Below are 20601 nucleotides of genomic sequence, written 5' to 3' on the forward strand. Positions count from 1 at the left end.
CCGCCCACCAAGGCGCGGCATCGCCGATGCCGGTTCCCAAGCCGCGCCGCCATCGCGCAATCGGCCCGGAATGCCTATCTTGAGACGGTGCCGCGCTCCCCCAAAAAGCCCCTGCCCCCCGCGCCCAAATCTAAAGCGCGCCCTTCCCACACCGCGGATGCTGCGCTGCCGGAGGTGTTCCGCCGCTGGTTCCGCGCGCGGGGCTGGACGGCACGGGCGCACCAGATCGATCTCGTCACCGCCGCCCAGGCCGGGCGCTCGGTGCTGCTCATCGCCCCCACCGGCGCCGGCAAGACCCTCGCCGGCTTCCTGCCCACGCTCATCGAACTGAGCGGCGGGCGCGCGAAACGCGGCGCTGGAAGCAAGCAGGGAAGCAGCTCCGCCGCCGGGGCTTCTCCCCCTCCAACGTCCGTGCCCCATCCGGACTCCGTTCCCCCTCCCCAGCCCTCCCCCGCAAGCGGGAGAGGGAGCAAGCCGGCGCGGGATGTCGGCAAAGGGCAAACGGTCAGTGCCGACATCACAGCGGACCCGACCGACACCGCCCCCCTGCCCTTCGCCCGCTGGCAGGCGACGCAGCCGGCCTCGCCGCTGCACACACTCTATATCTCTCCGCTGAAGGCGCTGGCGGTGGACATCGCGCGCAATCTGGAGACGCCCATCAGCGAGATGGGACTGCCCATCCGCGTGGAGACCCGCACCGGCGACACCCCCTCCTCCCGCCGCCAGCGGCAGCGGCGCGACCCGCCCGACATCCTGCTCACCACCCCCGAGCAGATCTCCCTGCTGCTCGCCTCGAAAGATGCCGAGCACCTGTTCAGCGGCCTCAAGCGCGTGGTGCTGGACGAGTTGCACGCCCTCGTCACCTCCAAGCGCGGCGACCTGCTGGCGCTGGCGCTGGCGCGGCTGCGGGCCATCGCGCCGGGGCTGCAATGTGTCGGCCTCTCCGCCACCGTGGCCGAGCCCGACGACCTGCGCCGCTATCTGGTGGCCCAGGACGAAGGCGCCCCCGCCCCCCTTGCCGACCTGGTGGTGGCGCAGGGCGGCGTCGCGCCCGACGTGCGCATGCTGGAGACGGATGTGCCCATGCCGTGGGCGAGCCACATGGCGCTCCATGCCGTGCGCGACATCTATGCGCTGCTGAAGGTGAACCGGCTCAGCCTCGTCTTTGTCAACACGCGCCGGCAGGCGGAATTCATCTTCCAGGAGCTGTGGCGCATCAACGACGACAACCTGCCCATCGCCCTGCACCACGGCTCGCTGGCGGTGGAGCAGCGGCGCAAGGTGGAGGCGGCCATGGCTGCCGGCCGGCTGAAGGCGGTGGTGGCCACCTCCTCCCTCGACCTCGGCATCGACTGGGGTGACGTGGACCTCGTCATCAACGTGGGCGCGCCCAAGGGCTCCTCGCGGCTGCTCCAGCGCATCGGCCGCGCCAACCACCGGCTGGACGAGCCTTCTCGCGCCGTGCTGGTGCCGGCCAACCGGTTCGAGGTGCTGGAATGCCGGGCCGCGCTGGAGGCGGTGGCGATCGGGGCGCAGGATACCCCGCCGGAGCGCCTCGGCGCGCTGGACGTGCTGGCCCAGCACATCCTCGGCATGGCCTGCGCCGCCCCCTTCGCCGCCGACGCGCTGTTCAAGGAAGTGCGCTCGGCCGCGCCCTACCGGACCCTGCCCCGGGAAGACTTCGACGCCGCCCTGGAATTCGTCGCCACCGGCGGCTACGCGCTGAAGGCCTATGAGCGCTACGCCAAGATCCGCCCCACCCGCGACGGCCTGTGGCGGGTGGCCAACCCCATGATCGCGCAGGCCTACCGGCTCAACGTGGGCACCATCGTGGAATCCACCATGCTGAAAGTCCGCCTGGTCTCGGCGCGGGGCGCGGCCAAGACCGGCGTGACCGGGCGGGTGCGCTTCGGCGGGCGGATGCTGGGCGAGGTGGAGGAATATTTCGTGGAGACCATGGTGCCCGGCGACACCTTCGTCTTCGCCGGCGAGATCCTGCGCTACGAGACATTGGTGGAGGACGAGGTCTATGTCTCGCGCACCACCGCCACCGAGCCCAAGGTGCCGGCCTATGCGGGGGGCAAGTTCCCCCTCTCCACCTTCCTCGCGGCGGGGGTGCGGGCGCTGCTCGCCGCCCCCGAGCGCTGGGCCGCGCTGCCGAAGCAGGTGCGCGAGTGGCTGGAGCTGCAACGCCTGCGCTCGCGCCTGCCGGGCCGCGACGACCTGCTGGTGGAAAGCTTCGTGCAGGGCGGGCGCCATTATCTCGTCACCTACCCATTCGAGGGGCGCCTCGCCCACCAGACCCTCGGCATGCTGCTGACGCGGCGGCTGGAGCGGGCGCGGCTGAAGCCGCTGGGCTTCGTCGCCAACGACTATGCCCTCGCCGTCTATGCCGCCGGCGACATGGGCGCCGCCATCTCCCAAGGCCGGCTCACGCTGGCGGACCTGTTCGACGAGGACATGCTGGGAGACGATCTTGAGGCGTGGCTGGCGGAAAGCGCTCTGATGAAGCGCACGTTCCGCTATTGCGCGGTGATCGCCGGGCTGATCGAGCGGCGGTTTCCCGGCAAGGAGAAGACCTCGCGGCAGGTCACCGTCTCCACCGACCTGATCTATGACGTGCTGCGCCGGCACGAGAGCGACCATCTGCTGCTGCGCGCCGCGCGGGCGGACGCCGCCACCGGCCTGCTCGACGTGAAGCGTCTTGCGCAGATGCTGGCGCGCATCAGGGGGCGCATCGTGCACATGGCGCTGGAGCGGGTGTCGCCGCTGGCGGTGCCGGTGCTGCTGGAGATCGGCCAGGAGAGCGTGGGGGGCGAGGCGAGCGAGGCGCTGCTCGCGGAGGCGGAAGAGGAACTCATCCGCGCCGCCACGGGTTGATCATGGGTTGGTCAGGCGGATTGAACCGCGAACGGCTGATTCGCCGATCTGCGGCGGGTATCCGGAAACAGGGCGCGCCGAAACGCTCCCGCGGCACTCTCACAGAGCGCGGCGAAAGGTCTGGTGACCCATTTCGCAAGTGCGAATGCGCCAACTCAGCTGTTGCACTTCGGAAACGGGCAACTTTGAATGGCCTCCATTCCCATCACGATCACGTGATCAGACGGCGCGCAAAAAGCTCGCCGCCGAACCCGGATATCAGAACATCACGCCGCCGAGCATGCCGAGCGTGGCGGCATTGGCCTCGTGAGGGGCAAAAAACGCAGCAATTCCAAGGATGGTCACCAGAGCGCCGGTGACAGCAAGCTTCCGAACCATGGCCACTCTCCAAATTCGTCGTCTACAGGGTTAACGATGCAGGTCGATTAAGAGTTCCTTAACCAAGTCTCCCTGAACCCCCTTTGATGCTCCCGTTCAGAAAGTGTTCAGGAAAGTCACGGCTGCGTGACGATTGCCCCCCGGGGAGGGTCAGGACGATTGACCTTTGCCCCGCATGATGTTGCATCGCAGCAGCAAGGGTTCCGCCGAAGGAGGTACAGGCATGTCGCAGAAGAGCGCGGGGGAAAGCGAGGCGCTGACGGTCTGGCGCGATCTTGAGGCGCCCGGCATCGCCGTGTTCGAGGAACTGGCCCGCGACGCCTTCTCCCGCCTGCCCGATTCCTTCCGCGCGCTGTGCGAGGGCCTCGTCATCCGCATCGAGGATTTTCCCACCGACGAGGTGCTGGACGAGATGGACGCCGAGACGCCGTTCGACCTGCTCGGCCTGTTCCAGGGCGTCGGCCGCGCCCAGGCGGATGCGGTGGCCCACACCGGGCAGATGCCCAACATGGTGTCCCTCTATCGCCGCCCCATCCTCGACTACTGGGCCGAGAACGAGGAAACCCTCGGCGACGTGGTCACCCACGTGCTGGTGCACGAGATCGGCCATCATTTCGGCCTCTCCGACGGCGACATGGAGGCCATCGAGGACCGGGCCAATTGACCGCAGGGCAAGCTGCGCCTTCGCGCTGGACCTGGGCGGCACACATTTTTAGAATTAATCAAAACAAGGAGGCTCATGTGGCCGTCGATCCCAAACTGTCGCGCTATGGGGCGCCGTTGCGCGCCATCCACTGGCTCACCGTTCTGAGCATCATCGTCGTCTTCGGCATCACCTATTTGGAGGGTTTCTTCGCGCGCGGCACGCCGGCGCGGGGCCTCATCTGGTGGACCCACATCTCGGTGGGCCTCCTCCTCATCGCCCTGGTGGCGGTGCGCATCCCGGTGCGGATCTTCGGGCCCACGCCGCCCGCCTCGACGCAGATCAGCCGGCCGGTGGCCATCGCCTCGCACATCGTGCACGGGCTGCTCTACCTGCTTTTGATCGCGACCCCGTTTGTGGGCATCTATCTCGCCTTCCTGCGCGGCAACGAGGTGAGCTTCTTCTCGCTCTTCACCATTCCCTCGCCCATCGCGCCGGACCGCCCCACGGCCCGGCAGGTGCAGGAGGTGCACGAATGGCTGGCCAACGCCCTCGTCATCCTCGCTTTCCTGCACGCGGCCGCCGCCGTGGCCCACCACGTGCTGCTCAAGGACGACGTGCTGAAGCGCATGCTGCCGGAACGCGTCGCCCCCTGATCGGCAGCCCCCTCGGGCCGGCGCGCGGGCTTTCGCGCGCCGGTCTTCTTGACTGGGCAAGGGCGGATGCGCCTGTTATGGAGGGGCCTCAGGCAGGAAGCCTATAAAGACAAGCCGAGGCTCAAGGTCCCATGGAGAAGTTCACCGTCCTGGAGGGCGTCGCCGCCCCGCTGAAGCTGGTCAATGTCGATACCGACATGATCATCCCCAAGCAGTACCTCAAGACCATCAAGCGCACGGGCCTGGGCACCGGCCTGTTCTCGGAGATGCGGTACAAGGACGACGGCTCGGACAATCCCGACTTCGTGCTCAACCAGAGCGCCTACAAGTCCGCCAAGATCCTGGTGGCCGGCGACAATTTCGGCTGCGGCTCGTCCCGTGAGCATGCGCCGTGGGCGCTGCTCGACTTCGGCATCCGCTGCGTGATCTCCACCTCGTTCGCCGACATCTTCTACAACAACTGCTTCAAGAACGGCATCCTGCCCGTGGTCGTCTCCAAGGAGGACCTGGACAAGCTGTTCGACGATGCCGACCGCGGCGCCAACGCCACCCTCACCATCGACCTGCCGGCGCAGGAAATCCGCGGGCCGGACGGCGGCGTGGTGAAGTTCGAGATCGACCCGTTCCGCAAGCGCTGCCTCATCGAGGGGTTGGACGACATCGGCCTGACCCTGGAGAAGGCCCCCGCCATCGCCGCCTACGAGACCGCCAAGAACGCCGAACAGCCCTGGCTGTGAGTGGCGCCGGCCTCCTGCGGGGCTGATCGCGAGACGGGCGGACCAGAACCACCGCACCCCCTCTCCCGCTTGCGGGCCACAGTGTGTGGCCGTCGTTACGCCGAGACCTTGAACCAGAGCCACCGTGCCCCCTCTCCCGCTTGCGGGGGAGGGTTGGGGTGGGGGCTGGTCGGCTGGGTTCCGCCCCATCATAGGGTTACAGATGGAGAGGGCTTCCCCCTCCCTGCCCTCCCCCGCAAGCGGGAGAGGGTTCCCGCCTGCTCCAAGTTCTTCTGGCAGGGCTTCAAGACAACAGGCATCGAGCAAAGTGCTTCGAGCCGGGACGCAAAGACCCGCCCCACTCCCCCTTTTGCCGCGCTTCCGTCCCGCGCGGTCGGCGTGCTATCGGGGGCGCAGCGGATGGCATCGCTATTCCGCGAGGCCTTCCCCCCTGCCGTGAGCATCATGCCGGGTTCCCAGCGCGCCAGCCGATCCGTTGTCGTGGATCTCATCGCCGTGCTCGCGGCGGTGACCGCCGGCGAGCCGCGGGTGATGACGGTGACAAAGGGCAGCGCCCTGCCCTCCGGCCCGTTCGAACTGGCCCACCGCTCGCTCCAGCAGGGCCTGCGCGACTGGGTGGAGCAGCAGACCCACCATCCGCTCGGCTATGTGGAGCAGCTCTACACCTTCGCCGACAAGGACCGCGCCGATGCGGATACCGCGCCCCGCACCATCTCCATCTCCTATTTGGGGCTGACGCGGGAGCACGATGCGGCCGAGGCAGGCTGGCACAGCTGGTATGAATACTTCCCGTGGGAGGACCACCGCGCCGGCCCGCCGGCGGTGATCGCCAGGGTGCTGGCGCCCGCGCTGTCCGCCTGGGCGGAGGATGCCTCCACCGCCGGCATGCGGAGCGAGCGGCGGCTGCGGGCGGCGGCCACCTTCGCCCTCGACGGCGCGCGCTGGAACGAGGAGCTGACCCTCCAACGCTACGAGATGCTGTACGAGGCCGGCATCGTCGCCGAGCGCCTGCGCCGGGAAGGCCACAGCGAGGAAGGGGGCGCCGGCCGCCCCATGATCGCCGACCACCGGCGCATCCTAGCCACCGGAATTGCGCGGCTTCGGGCCAAGATCAAGTATCGCCCGGTGGTGTTCGAGCTGATGCCGCCCACCTTCACCCTACTCCAACTGCAACGCTGCGTGGAAGCCATCGCCGGACGCACCCTGCACAAGCAGAATTTTCGCCGGCTCATGGAACAACAGGAGCTGGTGGAGGAAACCGGCGGCACCACCTCCGAAAGCCTTGGGCGGCCAGCGAAACTCTTCCGTTTCCGCCACGCCGTGGTGGAGGAGCGGGCGCTGGCCGGAACGAAATTGCCCCTCGCGCCCACTTGACAGTGCTTATGCTCAGTATAAGCATATGCCGGACATATGCTCAAACTGAGTATAGACAATGGTCTCACTTGCACAGCCAGCCTTCCGCCAGCCTGCCCCCCAGGATGCCGCTCTCCGAGAGGCCGCCCTTTCCGAGGCATTCGCCCGCACCGCCTCGCTCTATGAGCGCGTCCGGCGCGTGGTGCCGCCCGCCGACTGGGCCTTCTTCGCCGAGGATGCCGAAGCCATCCTGCGCCTGAAGCGCGAACGCAACGCGGTGATCCTGGCGCACAATTACCAGACGCCGGAAATCTTCCACTGCGTCGCCGACATCGTGGGCGACAGCCTGGCGCTGGCCCGCGAGGCCATGCGGGTGGATGCGGACGTGATCGTGCTCGCCGGCGTCTACTTCATGGCCGAGACGGCGAAGCTGCTCAATCCCGGCAAGACCGTCCTGATCCCGGACCAGGGCGCCGGCTGCTCGCTGGCCGATTCCATCACGGCGGAGGACGTGCGCCTCATGCGGCAGGCCTATCCCGGCCTGCCCGTCATCGCCTATGTGAACACCTCGGCTGCCGTGAAGGCGGAGGTGGACGTGTGCTGCACCTCGGGCAACGCGGCGCGCATCGTGAAAAGCTTCGGCGTGCCGAAGGTGATCATGCTGCCCGACCAGTACCTGGCCAAGAACGTGGCCGCCGAGACCGGCGTCGAGATCATCTCCTGGGCCGGCCAGTGCGAGGTGCACGAGCGCTTCACCGCGCAGGACGTGCGCGAGCTGCGCATAGCCAATCCCGGCGTCACCGTGCTGGTGCATCCGGAATGCCCGCCGGAGGTGGTGGCGGAGGCGGATTTCGCCGGCTCCACCGCCGCCATGAGCGATTATGTGGGCCAAAAGCGCCCGCCCCGCGTGGTGCTGCTCACCGAATGCTCCATGAGCGACAATGTCGCCGTGAACTATCCGGACATCGACTTCGTGCGGCCCTGCAATCTCTGCCCGCACATGAAGAAGATCACGCTGTCCAACATCCGCAAGGCGCTGGAAGGCAATTTGCACGAAGTGACCATCGCGGCGGACGTGGCGGACCGCGCCCGCGCCTCGGTGGAGCGGATGCTGGCGCTGTGACCGGCTTCGAGCGGCTGGAGGGCCGACCCGTCATCGTCGGCGGCGGCATCGCCGGGCTTGCCGCCGCCCTCTTCCTCGCGCCCGAGCCGATGGTGCTGGTCACCCGCGCGCCGCTGGGCGCGGACGGCTCCAGCCCGCTGGCCCAAGGCGGCATGGCCGCCAGCGTCGGCACGGATGACGATGCCGACCTCCACCTCGCCGACACGCTGAAGGCCGGCGACGGCCTGTGCGATCCTGAAGTCGCCCGCCGCATCCTTGCCGATGGCCCCGCCGCCGTGGCGGAGTTGGAGCACCTCGGCGTCGCCTTCGACCGGGCCGCCGACGGCAGCCTCGCCCTCGGCCTCGAGGCCGCCCACAGCCGGCGCCGCATCGTCCATGCGGACGGCGACGCCACCGGCCGCGCGCTGGTGGATGCCCTCACGGCTGCCGCCCGCGCCTGCCCGTCCATCACCGTGGTGGAAGCCGAAGCCCGCCGCATCCTCATGGAGGATGGCGCGGTGGCGGGCCTGCTGGTGGCGGGCCGCGAGGGCGGCGCTGTGCTGCGCACTCGCCGCCTCATCCTGGCGACGGGGGGCGTGGGAGGCCTGTTCGAGCACACCACCAATCCCGCCTCGTCCTTCGGCGTCGGCCTCGCGCTTGCCGCCGAGGCCGGGGCGGAGCTGGCGGACCTCGAATTCGTGCAGTTCCACCCCACCGCGCTCGCCACCTCCGCCCGCCCGCTCTCCCTCATCAGCGAGGCGGTGCGCGGCGAAGGCGCCCTCATCGTGGATCGTGCCGGCCGCCGCGTGCTGGAAGCCGTGCCCGGCAAGGAGCTTGCCCCGCGCGACGTGGTCGCCCGCGCCGTGTGGCGGGAACTGGTGGCAGGGCGCGAGGTGTTCCTCGACGCCCGCGCCAGCCTCGGCGCGCGCTTTGCCACGCGCTTTCCCTCGGTCGCCGCCGGATGCCGGGCGGCGGGCATCGACCCCGCCACGGATCTCGTACCCATCCGCCCGGCGGCCCACTACCACATGGGCGGCATCAGCGTGGATGCGGACGGCCGCAGCTCCGTTCCCGGCCTGTGGGCGGCGGGCGAAGTGGCGGCCACAGGCCTCCACGGCGCCAACCGGCTCGCCAGCAATTCCCTGCTGGAGGCGGTGGTCTGCGGCCGCGCGGCAGCCCTGAGCGTGGCTGGAACCCCGGCCCGCGCCCCCGCCCGCCGAATGGCCGTGCACCTTTTGGCCGCGCATCTGCCGGCGGCGCCGGATGCGACCTCAGTCCGTCCCATCGTCTCCCGTCATCTCGGCGTCACCCGCGATGCGGCGGGCCTTGCCACCGCCATCGGCCGCCTGCTGCCGCTGGCGGAAGGCGCGGGACCGGCCTCGGCGCCCGCGCGCGTGGGGCTCATGATGGCGGTGGCGGCGCTTTCCCGGCAGGAAAGCCGTGGCGCCCATGCGCGCACCGATTTCCCCGCTCCCGCCGCCGTGGCCCGGCGCTCCCGCACCACCCTTGAGCGCACCCTTGCCGAGGCCCGCCGCCACGCCGCGCCGGCCCTCGCCCTCGCCTCATCCAGCTGACGGACCGCATCATGCCTCTCGACCCGCTCCCCGAGCTGATGGTGGAGCCCATCGTGCGCGCCGCCCTGCTGGAGGATCTCGGCCGGGCTGGCGACATCACCACCGACGCAGTGGTGCCGCCCGGCCATGAGAGCCGCCTCGTGCTGGCCGCGCGGCAGCCCGGCGTGGTGGCGGGCCTCGATTGCGCCCGCCTCGCCTTCCGCCTGCTGGATGGCGCCGTGCGCTTCACCCCGCGCGTGATGGACGGCACGGCGGTGGAGCCCGGCACGGTGCTGGCGGAAGTTGAAGGCTCGTCCCGCGCTCTGCTCACCGGCGAGCGGACGGGGCTGAACCTCGCCTGCCGCCTCTCCGGCATCGCCACCGCCACGGCGGGGCTGGTTCAGGCCATCGCCGGGCACCGCGCGCAGATCGTCTGCACCCGTAAGACCACGCCGGGGCTTCGGTCGCTGGAGAAATACGCGGTGCGGGCCGGCGGCGGTGCCAACCACCGCTTCGGGCTCGATGACGCGGTGCTCATCAAGGACAACCATGTGGCCATCGCCGGCTCGGTGCGCGAGGCGGTCAGCCGGGTGCGAGCCCGCGCCGGCCACATGGTGAAGGTGGAGGTGGAAGTGGACACCCTCGCCCAGCTGGAAGAGCTGCTCACCATCGGCGCCGACGCGGTGCTGCTCGACAACATGACGCCGCAGACGCTGGCGGAAGCCGTGCGCATGGTGGGCGGGCGCATGCTCACCGAGGCCTCCGGCCGGGTGAACCGCGACACGGCGCCAGCCATCGCGGCGGCGGGCGTGGATCTCATCTCCGTGGGCTGGCTGACCCACAGCGCCCCCATCCTCGACATTGGTCTGGACTGGGTGGGGTAACGGACCCCCAAACGAAAACGGCCGGGCGAGAGGCCGGCCGTTTCGTATTAAGAGTTGGGACGCGTAACCCTCACGCCGCCTTGGGCCAGTGGCGCACGTCCACGAAGCGGCCGGCGATGGCCGCTGCCGCCGCCATGGCGGGCGACACCAGGTGGGTGCGGCCCTTAAAGCCCTGCCGGCCCTCGAAATTGCGGTTCGAGGTGGAGGCGCAGCGCTCTTCCGGAGCGAGGCGGTCGGCGTTCATGGCAAGGCACATGGAGCAGCCCGGCTCGCGCCACTCGAAGCCGGCGGCGAGGAAGATTTTGTCGAGGCCTTCCGCCTCGGCCTGCTCCTTCACGAGGCCCGAGCCCGGCACCACCATGGCGTTGACATTGGCATTCACCGTATGCCCCGCGACGATGGCCGCGGCCTGCCGCAGATCCTCGATGCGGCCGTTGGTGCACGAGCCGATGAAGACGCGGTCCAGCGTGATGTCGGTGATCTTGGTGCCCGCGGAAAGGCCCATGTAGCCCAGCGCCCGGATCTTGGCGGCACGCTTGCCCTCGTCGGTGATGAGGGCCGGGTCGGGCACGAGGCCTTCCACCGAGATCACGTCCTCGGGGCTGGTGCCCCAGGAGACGATGGGCGGCAGGTTGGCGCCGTCGAGCTGGATCTCGGCGTCGAAATGGGCGCCCGCGTCGGTGCGCAGGGTCTGCCAGAAGCGCAGGGCGGCATCCCAGTCGGCGCCCTTGGGGGACTTGGGGCGACCCTTGAGATATTCGAACGCCTTCTCGTCGGGGGCCACCAGGCCGGCGCGGGCGCCGCCCTCGATGGACATGTTGCACACCGTCATCCGCCCTTCCATGGACAGGGAGGTGATGGCGTCGCCCGCATATTCGATCACGTAACCGGTGCCGCCGGCGGTGCCGATGGTGCCGATGATGGCGAGCACCACGTCCTTGGCGCCGACGCCCTCGGGCAGCGGCCCGGAGACGGTGACGCGCATGTTCTTCGCCTTCTTCTGGATCAGCGTCTGGGTGGCGAGCACATGCTCCACCTCGGACGTGCCGATGCCATGGGCGAGGGCGCCGAACGCGCCGTGGGTGGAGGTGTGGCTGTCGCCGCAGACGATGGTGGTGCCGGGCAGGGTGAAGCCCTGCTCGGGACCCACCACATGGACCACGCCCTGGCGCTTGTCGAAGCCGTCATAATATTCGACGCCGAACTCGCGGGTGTTCTCCGCCAGCGCGGCGATCTGCGCCACGCTTTCGGGGTCGGGGTTCGGCAGGGTGCGGTCGGTGGTGGGGACGTTGTGGTCCACCACGGCCAGGGTCTTGTGCGGCGCGCGCACGGTGCGCCCGGTCATGCGCAGGCCCTCGAAGGCCTGGGGGCTGGTCACCTCGTGGACCAGGTGGCGGTCGATATAGAGGAGGCAGGTGCCGTCCTCCTGCCGCGCCACCACGTGGTCGTCGAAGATCTTGTCGTAGAGGGTGCGGGGGCCGTTCGCGGGTGCGGCGTTCACGGGTGCGGTCATGGCTACGTCTCGGGTCCTGTCCTGAGGAGAGGCCGGCGCGCGCGAGGGGCGGCCGGGCCGGTATCTGGAATGCGAGCTGTCTCGACGACGAGACTTAAAGGCGCGTCAGCCGCAAAGCTGGGCCGAGGCCGCCGTGGTGAAGCGGCCGAAGAAGCGGCCCGGCAGGCGGACATGATCCGGCACCGCCGCGAACTCCATGGTCGTGCGCGCGAACGGGCCGGCGGCGCAGAGGGCCACCCGGCTCAGGATCGAAAGAGGCGCACAGGCATGATGCATGGGCGGTTTGTAGCAGTTCCATCGAGCCGCGACAATCCGGCGCGCGAGACTGTGAAAACGTCTTCGGCCGGCTTTTTCCCTTGCCCGCCCGCCACGGGAACGCGAGGAAGAAGGCGCCCGGAACCAGCCCAGCACGGGGACCCGCGTGAGCTTCCTGAAGACCTTCGAACTGTGGTCCTTCCTTGATTCCGTCCTGAGCCTTGGCGCCGCCTTCGTGCTCGGCACGCTCATCGGCGCGGAACGCCAATACCGCCAGCGCACCGCCGGCCTGCGCACCAACGTGCTGGTGGCCGTGGGCGCCGCCGCCTTCGTGGACCTTGCCGCCCGCATCGCCGGCAACCAGGAGGCCATGCGCGTGGTGGCCAACGTGGTCACCGGCGTCGGCTTCCTCGGCGCCGGCGTCATCATGAAGGAAGGCCTCAACGTGCGCGGCCTCAACACCGCGGCGACCCTGTGGTGCTCGGCAGCGGTGGGCTGCTTCACCGGGGCGGACATGCTGGCGGAAGCCATGCTGCTCACCTTCATCGTCATCGCCGGCAACACTTTGCTGCGCCCGGTGGCCAACTTCATCGACCGCATCCCGCTGGACGAGCGCCATTCGGAAGTGAGCTACGAGGTGCGCCTGACGGTGGACACCGAAGCCATCCCCGACCTGCGCGAAAAGCTCATCGAGCTGCTGGAGCAGGCGAAATATCCGGTGAGCGACGTGGACGAGGGCCCCGCCGCCGACGACACCTCGCTTCTGGTGGCCAAGCTCATGAGCACGGCGGTGGAGCCTTCCGAGCTGGACGCGGTCACCGACCGCCTCGCCGCCCTGCCCGGCGTGCGCCATGCCACCTGGGAGAGCACCACGGAGGAGTGAGGCCCTCACACCCCGGACAGATGATGCAGGACGATGCCGCTGGTGGTGGCCACGTTCAGGCTGTCGAAGCCGGCTGCCATGGGAATGGCGACGGTGCGCGTCATGGCCATCACCGCGTCCGGCAGGCCCGGCCCCTCAGTGCCGAACAGGGCCGCCACCCGCGGCGGCCGCACGAGTCGGGACAAGGGCTCGCGCCCGGCCGGCGACAGCGCCACCACCTCGAAGCCGCGCGCCTTCAGCAGGTCCACCGCGCTCGCCCCGTCCGCCACCCGCGCGAACGGCACCACCAGGCTTGCCCCTACCGACACCCGGATGGCCTTGCGATAGAGCGGATCGCAGGAGGCGGCATCGATGAGCACCGCGTCAGCGCCAAAGGCCGCCGCGTTGCGGAAGATGCCGCCCATGTTGTCGTGGTTGGTGAGGCCGAGGGCCGCCACCACCAGCGCCCGTTCCCCGAGCCGGTCCAGCAGCGCCGCCGGCTCCGGCAGCGGCCGCGCCGCCCCGAGCGCGAGGATCCCGCGATGGATGGGAAAGCCCACCACCTGGTCCATCACCTTCTGCCCCGCCACATAGACCGGGACATCGGGCGGCAGGGCCGCGATGACATCGGCGAGCCGCATCGCCTGCGCTTCGGACAGCAGCAGCGCGCGCAGGCGGTGGCTATCCGCTCCACCGAGGCGCGAGACGAGGAGGCGCAGCACCACCTCGCCTTCCGCCATGAAGGAGCCCTGCCGGCCCACGAGGTCGCGCTCGCGCACGTCCCGGAAATCCGCGATGCGCGGATCGTCGGCCTCAGCAACCGGAAGGATCATAGGGGCCGGCGCTTCACCGGCACGGGCGGAGCGGTGGTGGCGCGCACCACCAGCTTGGGCGCCATCTCCACCCGCTCCACCGGGCGCGACGGATCGGCGATGCGCTTCAGGGCAAGGTCGGCGGCGGCCCGGCCGTATTCGGGGATGAAGGTGTGCACCGAGGTCAGCCCCGGATGCCAGACCTTGGCCTCGCCGATGTCGTCATAGCCCACCAGCGAGAAGTCCCGGCCCACGGTGAGCCCCGCCGCCTGCAGCTCCATGAGGGCGCCGAAGGCGGAGAGGTCGTTGAAGCTGACGGCGGCGGTGGGCGGCTCCTCCAGCGCCAGCAGGCGCGCCAGCTGGCGGCGGCCTTCTTCCCGCAGGCCCGGCCCTTCCATCACCAGGGTGGGATCGAACGGCAGGCCAGCGGCGGCGAGGCCAGCCTTGTATCCGGCAAGGCGCTTGCGGCCGGTGGAAATCGCACCGAAACCGCCCAGCATGCCGATGCGGGTATGGCCCAGCGCCACCAGATGGGCGACGCCGAGCGCCACCCCGGTCACGTCGTCCGAGCCGGCGAAATCGAATCCCGAGCCCTCGATCTCGCGCGTCACCTGCACCACGGCGATGCCGGTGGAGGCGAGCGCCTTCAGGTCCGCCACCGTGGAATGGGCGGCGGGCGATACCAGGAAGGCGTCCGGGCGGTATTCGGCAAGGGTCCCGAGCGTGCGGGTCTGGCGCGCCACATCCTCCTGGCTGACGCCAAGCAGCACCGTCTTGCCGGCGGCGGTCAGCGCGTCTTCCACCGCCGCGAGCAGCTCGGTGAAGGAGGGGTTGACGATGTCGTGCAGGCCCAGCGCCACGATGTTGGTGCGCGCCGTGCGCAGCGCCGCGGCGCCACGATTGGCCACATAGCCGCGGGCGCGGGCCACTTCCTGCACCTTGAGGCGCGTCGCCTCCGCCACCATGGGGCTGTCGCGCAGGGCCAGCGAGATGGTGGCGGTGGACAATCCAAGCTCCCGGGCAAGGCCCTGGAGCGTCACCTTGCCGATGGAAGTGGGCATCTGACCGGCTGGGGCCTGAGCGGGGATCGTGTCATCCATGGGCCTTCCCTATAACCGGATCTGTCGCGTCTCGCGCCGTCCTTTCGTTCATGTTAAACGATTTAACGGCAACGACCAATGGTAATTGGCACAGGGACGAAAGACATGACCGAGGGTACGACCAAGGCGCGGGTAGGCTTCATCGGCGTGGGCCTGATGGGGCACGGCATGGCGAAGAACATCCTCGCCAAGGGTTTTTCGCTTGCAGTGCTGGGCCATCGCAACCGGGCGCCGGTGGAAGACCTCCTCGCGCGGGGTGCCACCGAGGTGAAATCGGCGGCCGAGCTGGCGCAGGTGAGCGACATCATCGTCCTGTGCGTCACCGGCGCGCCGCAGGTGGAAGCGGTGCTGCGCGGGGAAAACGGCATCCTCTCCACCGCGAAGGCCGGGCTCCACATCATCGATACCTCCACCTCCGAGCCGACCCTGACCATGGCTCTGGCGGCGGAGTTGGAGGCGCGCGGCATCTTCTTCTGCGATTCGCCCCTCGGCGGCACCCCGGTGCAGGCGGACGAGGGATCGCTCTCGGCCATGGTGGGCGCGCAGGATTCCGCTTTCGCGGTGATCGAGCCGGTGGTGGCGGCCTATGCCAGCCGCATCGTGCGGGTGGGCGCGCCGGGGGCGGGGCACACCATGAAGCTGCTGAACAACTTCCTGTCGCTGGGCTATGGCGCCATCTATGCGGAAGCGCTGGCGCTGGCGGCCAAGGCGGGGGTGACGCCGCAGGTGTTCGACGCCGTGATCCGCGGCGGGCGCATGGATTGCGGCTTCTACCGCACCTTCATGGGCTATGCGCTGGACGGCGACGTGAACGCCCACCGCTTCACCATTACCAATGCCCACAAGGACATGCGCTATGTGACCAACCTCGCCACCAACACCGGCGCGGCGGCCTTCATCAGCGCCACCGTGAAGAACCTCTACGCCACCGCCGAGGGGCTGGGGAACGGCGAGAAGAACGTGCCGCTGCTGGTGGATGTGGTGGGGCAGATGAACGGGGTTCATAAGGGCTGATCCAGCCCCGGAGCACGTGACGATCCGGCATGACGTGGTCGGTACGTGCTCCGGCGGGCTGTGTGGGCAGTGGGTCGGCTCGGGGCTCAGGCGGCGTTCTTGATCGCCAGTCCGTCCGCGTACGACACTTCCTTGTAGTCCGACGGCGAGGAATACTTCAGGCCCACGTCGGCGAGCGCATCGAGCTTGGCGGCGGTGTCGTACTTCTTCAGCTTGACCTTGTCCACGTAGAACGTGTCGATCAGCTCGTTGTAGACCGAGGTGCCGTCGATGAAGATCGCGAAGATCTTCACATCGCCGAACTGGATCGACAGGCGATTGCCCTGCGGCAGGTCCGCGATATAGATGAGATACTTGCCATCGGCGTTCAACGCCGACCCGAAGGTCTCGACCAGCTTGGGCAGGGATTCAAATTCGGCGATGGAGCCGGCGAGGAATCCGATGGCCGGCTGGCCGTCTTCGGAAACGGCGAAGACCTCCTTCAGGAGGGTCTCCGGGCCGTCATAGGAGATTTCGCCGCGAAAGCCGAAGCGGCCGGCCACGTGGGTGTCGGCGTTCAGGCTGGGCTTCAGCAGCCGACCCTCGGTTTCGAGCTTGGCAAACGGCGTATCTGCAATGGCAGTCATAAGGATTGGTCCTTTATGGAGGTCGTGGTGGGCTTGCCTTCGGTGCGCTCGCCCGCGTCGGCAGGTGTTGCCGCGCGAACCGCACCGTCGCGGTCTGCCGCGCCCAAAGGGCGCGACCTCTGGTCGGCGGGCCGTTGCGGCCCGCGTCAATCGCCCGTGATCAGGACCTCGGGGACCTCGTGGGGGTCCTCAATGTCTAGTCCGTCTTCTTCAGCCAGCTCGACATCCACCAGGCACACGTCGCCGTCGTCGATGACGAGCTTGATCGGCGTCAACGCCTTGCCCTGGCAGGGGCCGATGAAGCAGTGGCCGGTATCGAAATCAAACTTCGCCCCGTGCCGGCCGCACGCGAGGAAGTTGCCCTCCCTGTCGAGGAACTCCCCCGGCACCAGGTCCAGGCGCGTTCCCTCATGGGGGCAGGCATTCTCGTAGCCGTAATAATTCTTTGACTGGCGCGCGATGAGGATGGGCCACCTCTTGACGGCGCCATTCTCATCCAGCCGCGCGAGCACGAAGCCGCGCGCGTCGCCGTCATCGACCTCATAGGTGGCACATACGGCGAAAAGCTCACTCATGGACCGCGCCTTCCCCGGACGTGCGAGACGCCCCCCTGTGGCGGGAAGCGGACATGGACCGGGTACAAGCAAGATCGGCGCCACGGGGAATTGTCGGGTTTCGGCGGGCGCCGTTCCGGGGCCTGGTGCGGTTGCACGACTTGACGCAACGTCATCATCGGAACTACCCATGCCGCCGGGCGTTTCGATGATGCGCAGGCCGGCGCGCCGGGGGCAGCTGCCAACGGGAGGATGGATGACGTGACCGGGGCCGAAGGACGGTTGCTGAGCATCGACTTCTGGCGCGGCTTCGCCCTGCTGACGATCTTCGTCAACCATGTGCCCGGCCATGTGCTGAGCTTCTACACCCACCGCAATTTCGGCGTTTCGGACGCGGCCGAGCTGTTCGTGCTGCTTGCCGGCATCTCCGCCGCCTTCGCCTATCTGCGCCCGTTTGCGCCCGGCGGGCGGGTGCGCACCACGGCCCGCATCGTGCTGCGCGCCTTCAGCCTCTATGTGGCCCATCTCGCGCTGGTGATCATGGCCATCGTGGTGGTGGGTGGCTTCGTGGTGCTCACCGGCGATAGCCGCATGCTGGACTGGCTGCATCTCGACCTGGTGCAGGCCAGCCCCATTGAGGCGCTGGTGGGCATGGGGCTCCTGACCTACCAGCCGGCCTATCTCAACATCCTGCCGCTCTACGTGGTGGTGCTGCTGATGGCGCCCGTCCTGCTGCTCATCGCCCGGTTCAGCCTGCGGCTGATGCTGGCGGTGTCCTTCGCCTTCTATCTCCTCGCCCAGTTCGCGGACCTGAGCCCGCCGGTGTGGCCGGACTCCGGCTGGTGGTTCTTCAATCCCTTTGCCTGGCAATTGCTGTTCGCCTGCGGCCTCGCCCTCGGCGCGCTGATCGACCGGGGGCTGAAATCGGCCGCCCATCCGGTGGTGGACATCCTCGCCCCGCTCTATCTCGTCGCCACGCTGGTATGGGTTCTGCTCGGCTTTCCGGCGAGCCTCGAAATCGAGCCCCTGCCGGCCTTCGTGTGGGATTTTGACAAGACCAACCTCGCCCTGCCCCGCATCCTGCATGTGCTGGCGCTCGCCTATTGCGTCTCGCGCCTGCCGGTGGAGCGCTGGCTGAAGGCGAGCGGGCATGGCGCGCCGCTGATCCTCATGGGGCGGCATGCTTTGCCGGTCTTCTGCCTCGGCAGCGTGCTGAGCCTTGCCGCTCAGGTGACGCGGCCGCTCTTCGATGGTGCGCTCGCCTTCGATTTGCTAATCCTTGTCGTGGCTTTCACGCTCCAATGGTCGCTCGCATGGGTACTCGAATGGCAGGGTCAGGGCCGCGCACGCGCCCCGCAGGGCGCCATGGCGCGCTCCGCCCCTGCACGCACCGCCTGAGGCATGCGGCACGAGCGACGGCGCTGCTGGCCATTCTGCTGCTGGCGCCGCCCGCCGGGGCCGAAATCTCCGGCGCGTGCCGCGTGCCGGAGATCTTCCTCGCCTTCGACAGCGACCTGACCCGCACCGAGCGGCTCGTGGACCGTTCCGCGCCCGTGCGCATCCTGCTCATCGGTCCGCAGCCGGACCGGCAGGCCTTCTCCGACAAAAAGCGCACCAAGCTCGAGGTGGAGCTGAACCGCCGCCTGCCGGACATTGCCTTCACCATTCTCGACGAGGGGGCCGCGCCCGGCCTTGCCCGCGACGATTTCGGCCGCATCCGCGGCGCCGTGGAGCGGCTTTCGCCGGATCTCATCATCTGGCAGGTGGGCGCGGGCGACGCGCTGGCCGCCACCGACCCGGACGACTTTGCCCGCACCCTGGAGCAGGCCGCCGATTGGCTGAGGGGCCGCGACATCGACCTCGTGCTCATCGATCCGCCCTTCGTGGCCAACGTTTCCCACGAGCATCTCTACGGCCGCATCGTGAAGCAGATCGACGCCGTGTCCGACCGGGAGCGGATGAACGTGGTGCAGCAATATGGCGCCACCAACTACCTGTCCTCCGCGAAGGACCCGGCCGGCGCCCTCAAGGACGGCCGGACCTGCCTGCCGGAGCTGGTGGCCGAAGCCATCGTGCGCGCGGCGACGCGGTAGGACCAACGGCGCCAGTCTTCAATCGACGTCGGGAGGGTTGCGGATCTCAAGCCCGGTTCCGGCAACGGCAGGAACCGGGCGCCGCGTGGCCTTGACCCAAGAGTTTGCGCCCGCACGTCAAAATGCTCGCAAAGACAAGTTGCAGAAAAAGCCCCGCCCAAAATGCCGGCGTGGAAAAGTGATCTCGAAAGCAAGTTGAAACACCCGTTTCCCCTTCACCCCGCCTTAACCCCTGCCGGCCACACTCCTGCCTGTTCGTAAGCGTTGCGTAGGGTTGCGTCATGCGTAGTGTGGCCAAGGGGGCAGCCGGACGGACGGCGCGCCAGTTGGGCGTTTGTCCGGAGTATGCCGAGCCTGCCCCCTTGGCGGCCCCGCGGGCCGTTACGGTGCCGGGTACGGCCCCGCGGGCCGTCGAGCCAGTGCTTACGGCACCCAGGGCCGCGCGTGCCGTCTCTTCGGCGAAGCGGATGCGGGAAGCGGCCGGCGCCGTGCCGGGCGAGCTGCCCCTCGACCAGATCCTCCTCGGCGACAGCGTCCAGATGATGGCCGGCCTGCCCGCCGGCAGCGTGGATCTCGTGTTCGCCGATCCGCCCTATAATCTCCAGCTTGGCGGCGAGCTGAAGCGGCCCGACGAGAGCCTCGTCGATGCCGTGGACGACGACTGGGACCGCTTCGACAGCTTCGCCACCTACGATGCCTTCACCCGCGCCTGGCTGCTCGCCGCGCGGCGGGCGCTGAAGCCAAACGGCACGCTGTTCGTCATCGGCTCCTATCACAACATCTTCCGCGTCGGCGCCATGATGCAGGATCTGGGCTTCTGGATCCTCAACGACATCGTGTGGCGCAAGGCGAACCCCATGCCCAACTTCCGGGGCCGGCGCTTCACCAATGCGCACGAGACCCTGATCTGGGCCGCCCGCAGCGCGGACGCCAAATACACCTTCAATTACGAGGCGCTGAAAGCCGGCAACGAAGACGTGCAGGTGCGCTCGGACTGGCTGTTTCCCCTGTGCACCGGCCAGGAGCGGCTGAAGGACGGGGCGGGCAAGAAGCTCCACCCCACCCAGAAGCCCGAGGCCCTGCTCGCCCGCATCCTGCTCTCGGCAACCAAGCCGGGCGACGTGGTGCTCGACCCCTTCTTCGGCTCCGGCACCACCGGTGCGGTGGCCAAGCGCCTGCGCCGCTCCTTCATCGGCATCGAGCGGGAAGAGGCTTATGCCGAGGCCGCCCGCGCCCGCATCGACGCGGTTGAGCCGCTGCCGGAGGACGCCCTCGTCGCCCCCCCCAGCGCGCGGGAAGCCCCGCGCGTCGCCTTCTCCGTGCTGGTGGAGCGCGGGCTGGTGACGCCCGGCGCCGAGCTTACCGACGCCAAGGGTCGCTTCCGCGCGGTGGTGCGGGCGGATGGCACGCTTTCGCTGGCCGGCGGGCAGAATGTGGGCTCCATCCATCGAGTCGGCGCGCTGGCCCAGGGGGCGGAAGCCTGCAACGGCTGGACCTTCTGGCACGTGGAAGAGGAAGGCCGCCGCCACCCCATCGATATGCTGCGCGCCCGGCTGCGGGCCGAGATGGGCATCGCGGCGGAATAG

Annotated in this window: 19 protein-coding genes; 13 read left to right on the plus strand and 6 right to left on the minus strand. The window is 68.9% G+C overall.

The window, feature by feature from the left end; genetic code table 11:
- The first annotated feature begins 111 nt into the window (after positions 1–111).
- The 8 genes from FZ033_RS14840 to nadC all read left to right on the plus strand — a co-directional run bounded on the left by FZ033_RS14840 (position 112) and on the right by nadC (position 10186).
- Positions 112–2880 carry a ligase-associated DNA damage response DEXH box helicase gene (locus FZ033_RS14840; RefSeq protein ID WP_269152392.1) on the plus strand — a complete coding sequence of 923 codons (2769 nt, stop codon included), beginning with the start codon at positions 112–114 and terminating at the stop codon, positions 2878–2880.
- Positions 2881–3481: 601 nt separating this feature from the next.
- Entirely contained in the window at positions 3482–3922 is a 441-nt protein-coding gene (locus tag FZ033_RS14845; RefSeq protein ID WP_149576889.1) for a metallopeptidase family protein, read from the plus strand.
- A gap of 77 nt (positions 3923–3999) precedes the next feature.
- Positions 4000–4557: a cytochrome b gene (locus FZ033_RS14850; protein WP_232847490.1), complete on the plus strand. Its 558-nt coding sequence runs from the start codon at positions 4000–4002 to the stop codon at positions 4555–4557.
- 131 nt (positions 4558–4688) lie between these two features.
- Positions 4689–5294, plus strand: a complete 606-nt coding sequence (leuD, locus tag FZ033_RS14855) for a 3-isopropylmalate dehydratase small subunit (protein ID WP_149576890.1) — start codon at positions 4689–4691, stop codon at positions 5292–5294.
- Between the two features lie 399 nt (positions 5295–5693).
- Positions 5694–6668, plus strand: a complete 975-nt coding sequence (locus tag FZ033_RS14860) for an NUDIX hydrolase (protein ID WP_188079502.1) — start codon at positions 5694–5696, stop codon at positions 6666–6668.
- A gap of 58 nt (positions 6669–6726) precedes the next feature.
- Entirely contained in the window at positions 6727–7770 is a 1044-nt protein-coding gene (gene nadA / locus FZ033_RS14865) for a quinolinate synthase NadA (RefSeq protein WP_149576891.1), read from the plus strand.
- Positions 7767–9323 (plus strand): L-aspartate oxidase, encoded by a 1557-nt coding sequence (locus FZ033_RS14870; protein ID WP_149576892.1) that lies wholly within the window; start codon positions 7767–7769, stop codon positions 9321–9323. Before nadA ends, FZ033_RS14870 begins: the two co-directional genes overlap by 4 nt.
- An 11-nt stretch (positions 9324–9334) precedes the next feature.
- Entirely contained in the window at positions 9335–10186 is an 852-nt protein-coding gene (gene nadC / locus FZ033_RS14875; protein ID WP_149576893.1) for a carboxylating nicotinate-nucleotide diphosphorylase, read from the plus strand.
- 70 nt (positions 10187–10256) lie between these two features.
- On the opposite strand, the gene leuC is transcribed toward nadC, so the two are convergent.
- Both leuC and FZ033_RS24055 read right to left on the minus strand, forming a co-directional pair.
- On the minus strand, positions 10257–11699 hold the full coding sequence (gene leuC, locus FZ033_RS14880) for a 3-isopropylmalate dehydratase large subunit (RefSeq protein ID WP_149576894.1): 1443 nt from the start codon (positions 11697–11699) through the stop codon (positions 10257–10259).
- A 105-nt stretch (positions 11700–11804) separates the two neighbouring features.
- Complete coding sequence (locus tag FZ033_RS24055) at positions 11805–11975, minus strand: hypothetical protein (protein ID WP_188079520.1); 171 nt, start codon at positions 11973–11975, stop codon at positions 11805–11807.
- A 145-nt stretch (positions 11976–12120) separates the two neighbouring features.
- On the opposite strand from FZ033_RS24055, the gene FZ033_RS14885 reads away from it, so the two are divergent.
- A complete protein-coding gene (locus tag FZ033_RS14885) occupies positions 12121–12837 on the plus strand; it encodes an MgtC/SapB family protein (RefSeq protein ID WP_149576895.1) in 717 nt (238 codons plus the stop codon).
- 5 nt (positions 12838–12842) lie between these two features.
- Here the strand turns inward: FZ033_RS14885 and FZ033_RS14890 are convergent, their stop codons facing one another.
- Together FZ033_RS14890 and FZ033_RS14895 are read right to left on the minus strand one after the other, a co-directional pair.
- Positions 12843–13649 carry a TrmH family RNA methyltransferase gene (locus FZ033_RS14890; RefSeq protein WP_149576896.1) on the minus strand — a complete coding sequence of 269 codons (807 nt, stop codon included), beginning with the start codon at positions 13647–13649 and terminating at the stop codon, positions 12843–12845.
- Complete coding sequence (locus FZ033_RS14895; RefSeq protein WP_149576897.1) at positions 13646–14728, minus strand: LacI family DNA-binding transcriptional regulator; 1083 nt, start codon at positions 14726–14728, stop codon at positions 13646–13648. The genes FZ033_RS14890 and FZ033_RS14895 overlap by 4 nt, the downstream gene beginning before the upstream one ends.
- A 105-nt stretch (positions 14729–14833) precedes the next feature.
- Between FZ033_RS14895 and FZ033_RS14900 the strand changes: the two genes are divergently transcribed.
- A complete protein-coding gene (locus FZ033_RS14900; RefSeq protein ID WP_149576898.1) occupies positions 14834–15742 on the plus strand; it encodes an NAD(P)-dependent oxidoreductase in 909 nt (302 codons plus the stop codon).
- Positions 15743–15828: 86 nt separating this feature from the next.
- On the opposite strand, the gene FZ033_RS14905 is transcribed toward FZ033_RS14900, so the two are convergent.
- Together FZ033_RS14905 and FZ033_RS14910 are read right to left on the minus strand one after the other, a co-directional pair.
- Positions 15829–16368 (minus strand): hypothetical protein, encoded by a 540-nt coding sequence (locus FZ033_RS14905; protein ID WP_149576899.1) that lies wholly within the window; start codon positions 16366–16368, stop codon positions 15829–15831.
- A gap of 146 nt (positions 16369–16514) precedes the next feature.
- Positions 16515–16943, minus strand: coding sequence for a Rieske (2Fe-2S) protein (locus tag FZ033_RS14910; RefSeq protein ID WP_149576900.1), 429 nt, complete (start codon positions 16941–16943; stop codon positions 16515–16517).
- Between the two features lie 240 nt (positions 16944–17183).
- Here FZ033_RS14910 and FZ033_RS14915 point away from each other — a divergent pair, with 240 nt between their 5' ends.
- From FZ033_RS14915 to FZ033_RS14925, 3 genes are all read left to right on the plus strand, one after another.
- Positions 17184–18320, plus strand: a complete 1137-nt coding sequence (locus FZ033_RS14915; RefSeq protein WP_188079503.1) for an OpgC family protein — start codon at positions 17184–17186, stop codon at positions 18318–18320.
- An 83-nt stretch (positions 18321–18403) separates the two neighbouring features.
- A complete protein-coding gene (locus FZ033_RS14920; RefSeq protein ID WP_149576902.1) occupies positions 18404–19015 on the plus strand; it encodes a hypothetical protein in 612 nt (203 codons plus the stop codon).
- A gap of 467 nt (positions 19016–19482) precedes the next feature.
- Positions 19483–20601 (plus strand): site-specific DNA-methyltransferase, encoded by a 1119-nt coding sequence (locus FZ033_RS14925; protein WP_149576903.1) that lies wholly within the window; start codon positions 19483–19485, stop codon positions 20599–20601.

Source organism: Xanthobacter oligotrophicus (assembly GCF_008364685.1).
Classification (GTDB): domain Bacteria; phylum Pseudomonadota; class Alphaproteobacteria; order Rhizobiales; family Xanthobacteraceae; genus Xanthobacter; species Xanthobacter oligotrophicus.

Bases quoted from the DNA above. Each gene is read 5' to 3' on its own strand.
- FZ033_RS14845 (WP_149576889.1), top strand. From the start codon at position 3,482: ATGTCGCAGAAGAGCGCGGGGGAAAGCGAGGCGCTGACGGTCTGGCGC.
- leuD (WP_149576890.1), top strand. From the start codon at position 4,689: ATGGAGAAGTTCACCGTCCTGGAGGGCGTCGCCGCCCCGCTGAAGCTG.
- FZ033_RS14860 (WP_188079502.1), top strand. From the start codon at position 5,694: ATGGCATCGCTATTCCGCGAGGCCTTCCCCCCTGCCGTGAGCATCATG.
- nadA (WP_149576891.1), top strand. From the start codon at position 6,727: ATGGTCTCACTTGCACAGCCAGCCTTCCGCCAGCCTGCCCCCCAGGAT.
- nadC (WP_149576893.1), top strand. From the start codon at position 9,335: ATGCCTCTCGACCCGCTCCCCGAGCTGATGGTGGAGCCCATCGTGCGC.
- leuC (WP_149576894.1), bottom strand. From the start codon at position 11,699: ATGACCGCACCCGTGAACGCCGCACCCGCGAACGGCCCCCGCACCCTC.
- FZ033_RS24055 (WP_188079520.1), bottom strand. From the start codon at position 11,975: ATGCATCATGCCTGTGCGCCTCTTTCGATCCTGAGCCGGGTGGCCCTC.
- FZ033_RS14890 (WP_149576896.1), bottom strand. From the start codon at position 13,649: ATGATCCTTCCGGTTGCTGAGGCCGACGATCCGCGCATCGCGGATTTC.
- FZ033_RS14895 (WP_149576897.1), bottom strand. From the start codon at position 14,728: ATGGATGACACGATCCCCGCTCAGGCCCCAGCCGGTCAGATGCCCACT.
- FZ033_RS14900 (WP_149576898.1), top strand. From the start codon at position 14,834: ATGACCGAGGGTACGACCAAGGCGCGGGTAGGCTTCATCGGCGTGGGC.
- FZ033_RS14905 (WP_149576899.1), bottom strand. From the start codon at position 16,368: ATGACTGCCATTGCAGATACGCCGTTTGCCAAGCTCGAAACCGAGGGT.
- FZ033_RS14910 (WP_149576900.1), bottom strand. From the start codon at position 16,943: ATGAGTGAGCTTTTCGCCGTATGTGCCACCTATGAGGTCGATGACGGC.
- FZ033_RS14925 (WP_149576903.1), top strand. From the start codon at position 19,483: ATGCGGGAAGCGGCCGGCGCCGTGCCGGGCGAGCTGCCCCTCGACCAG.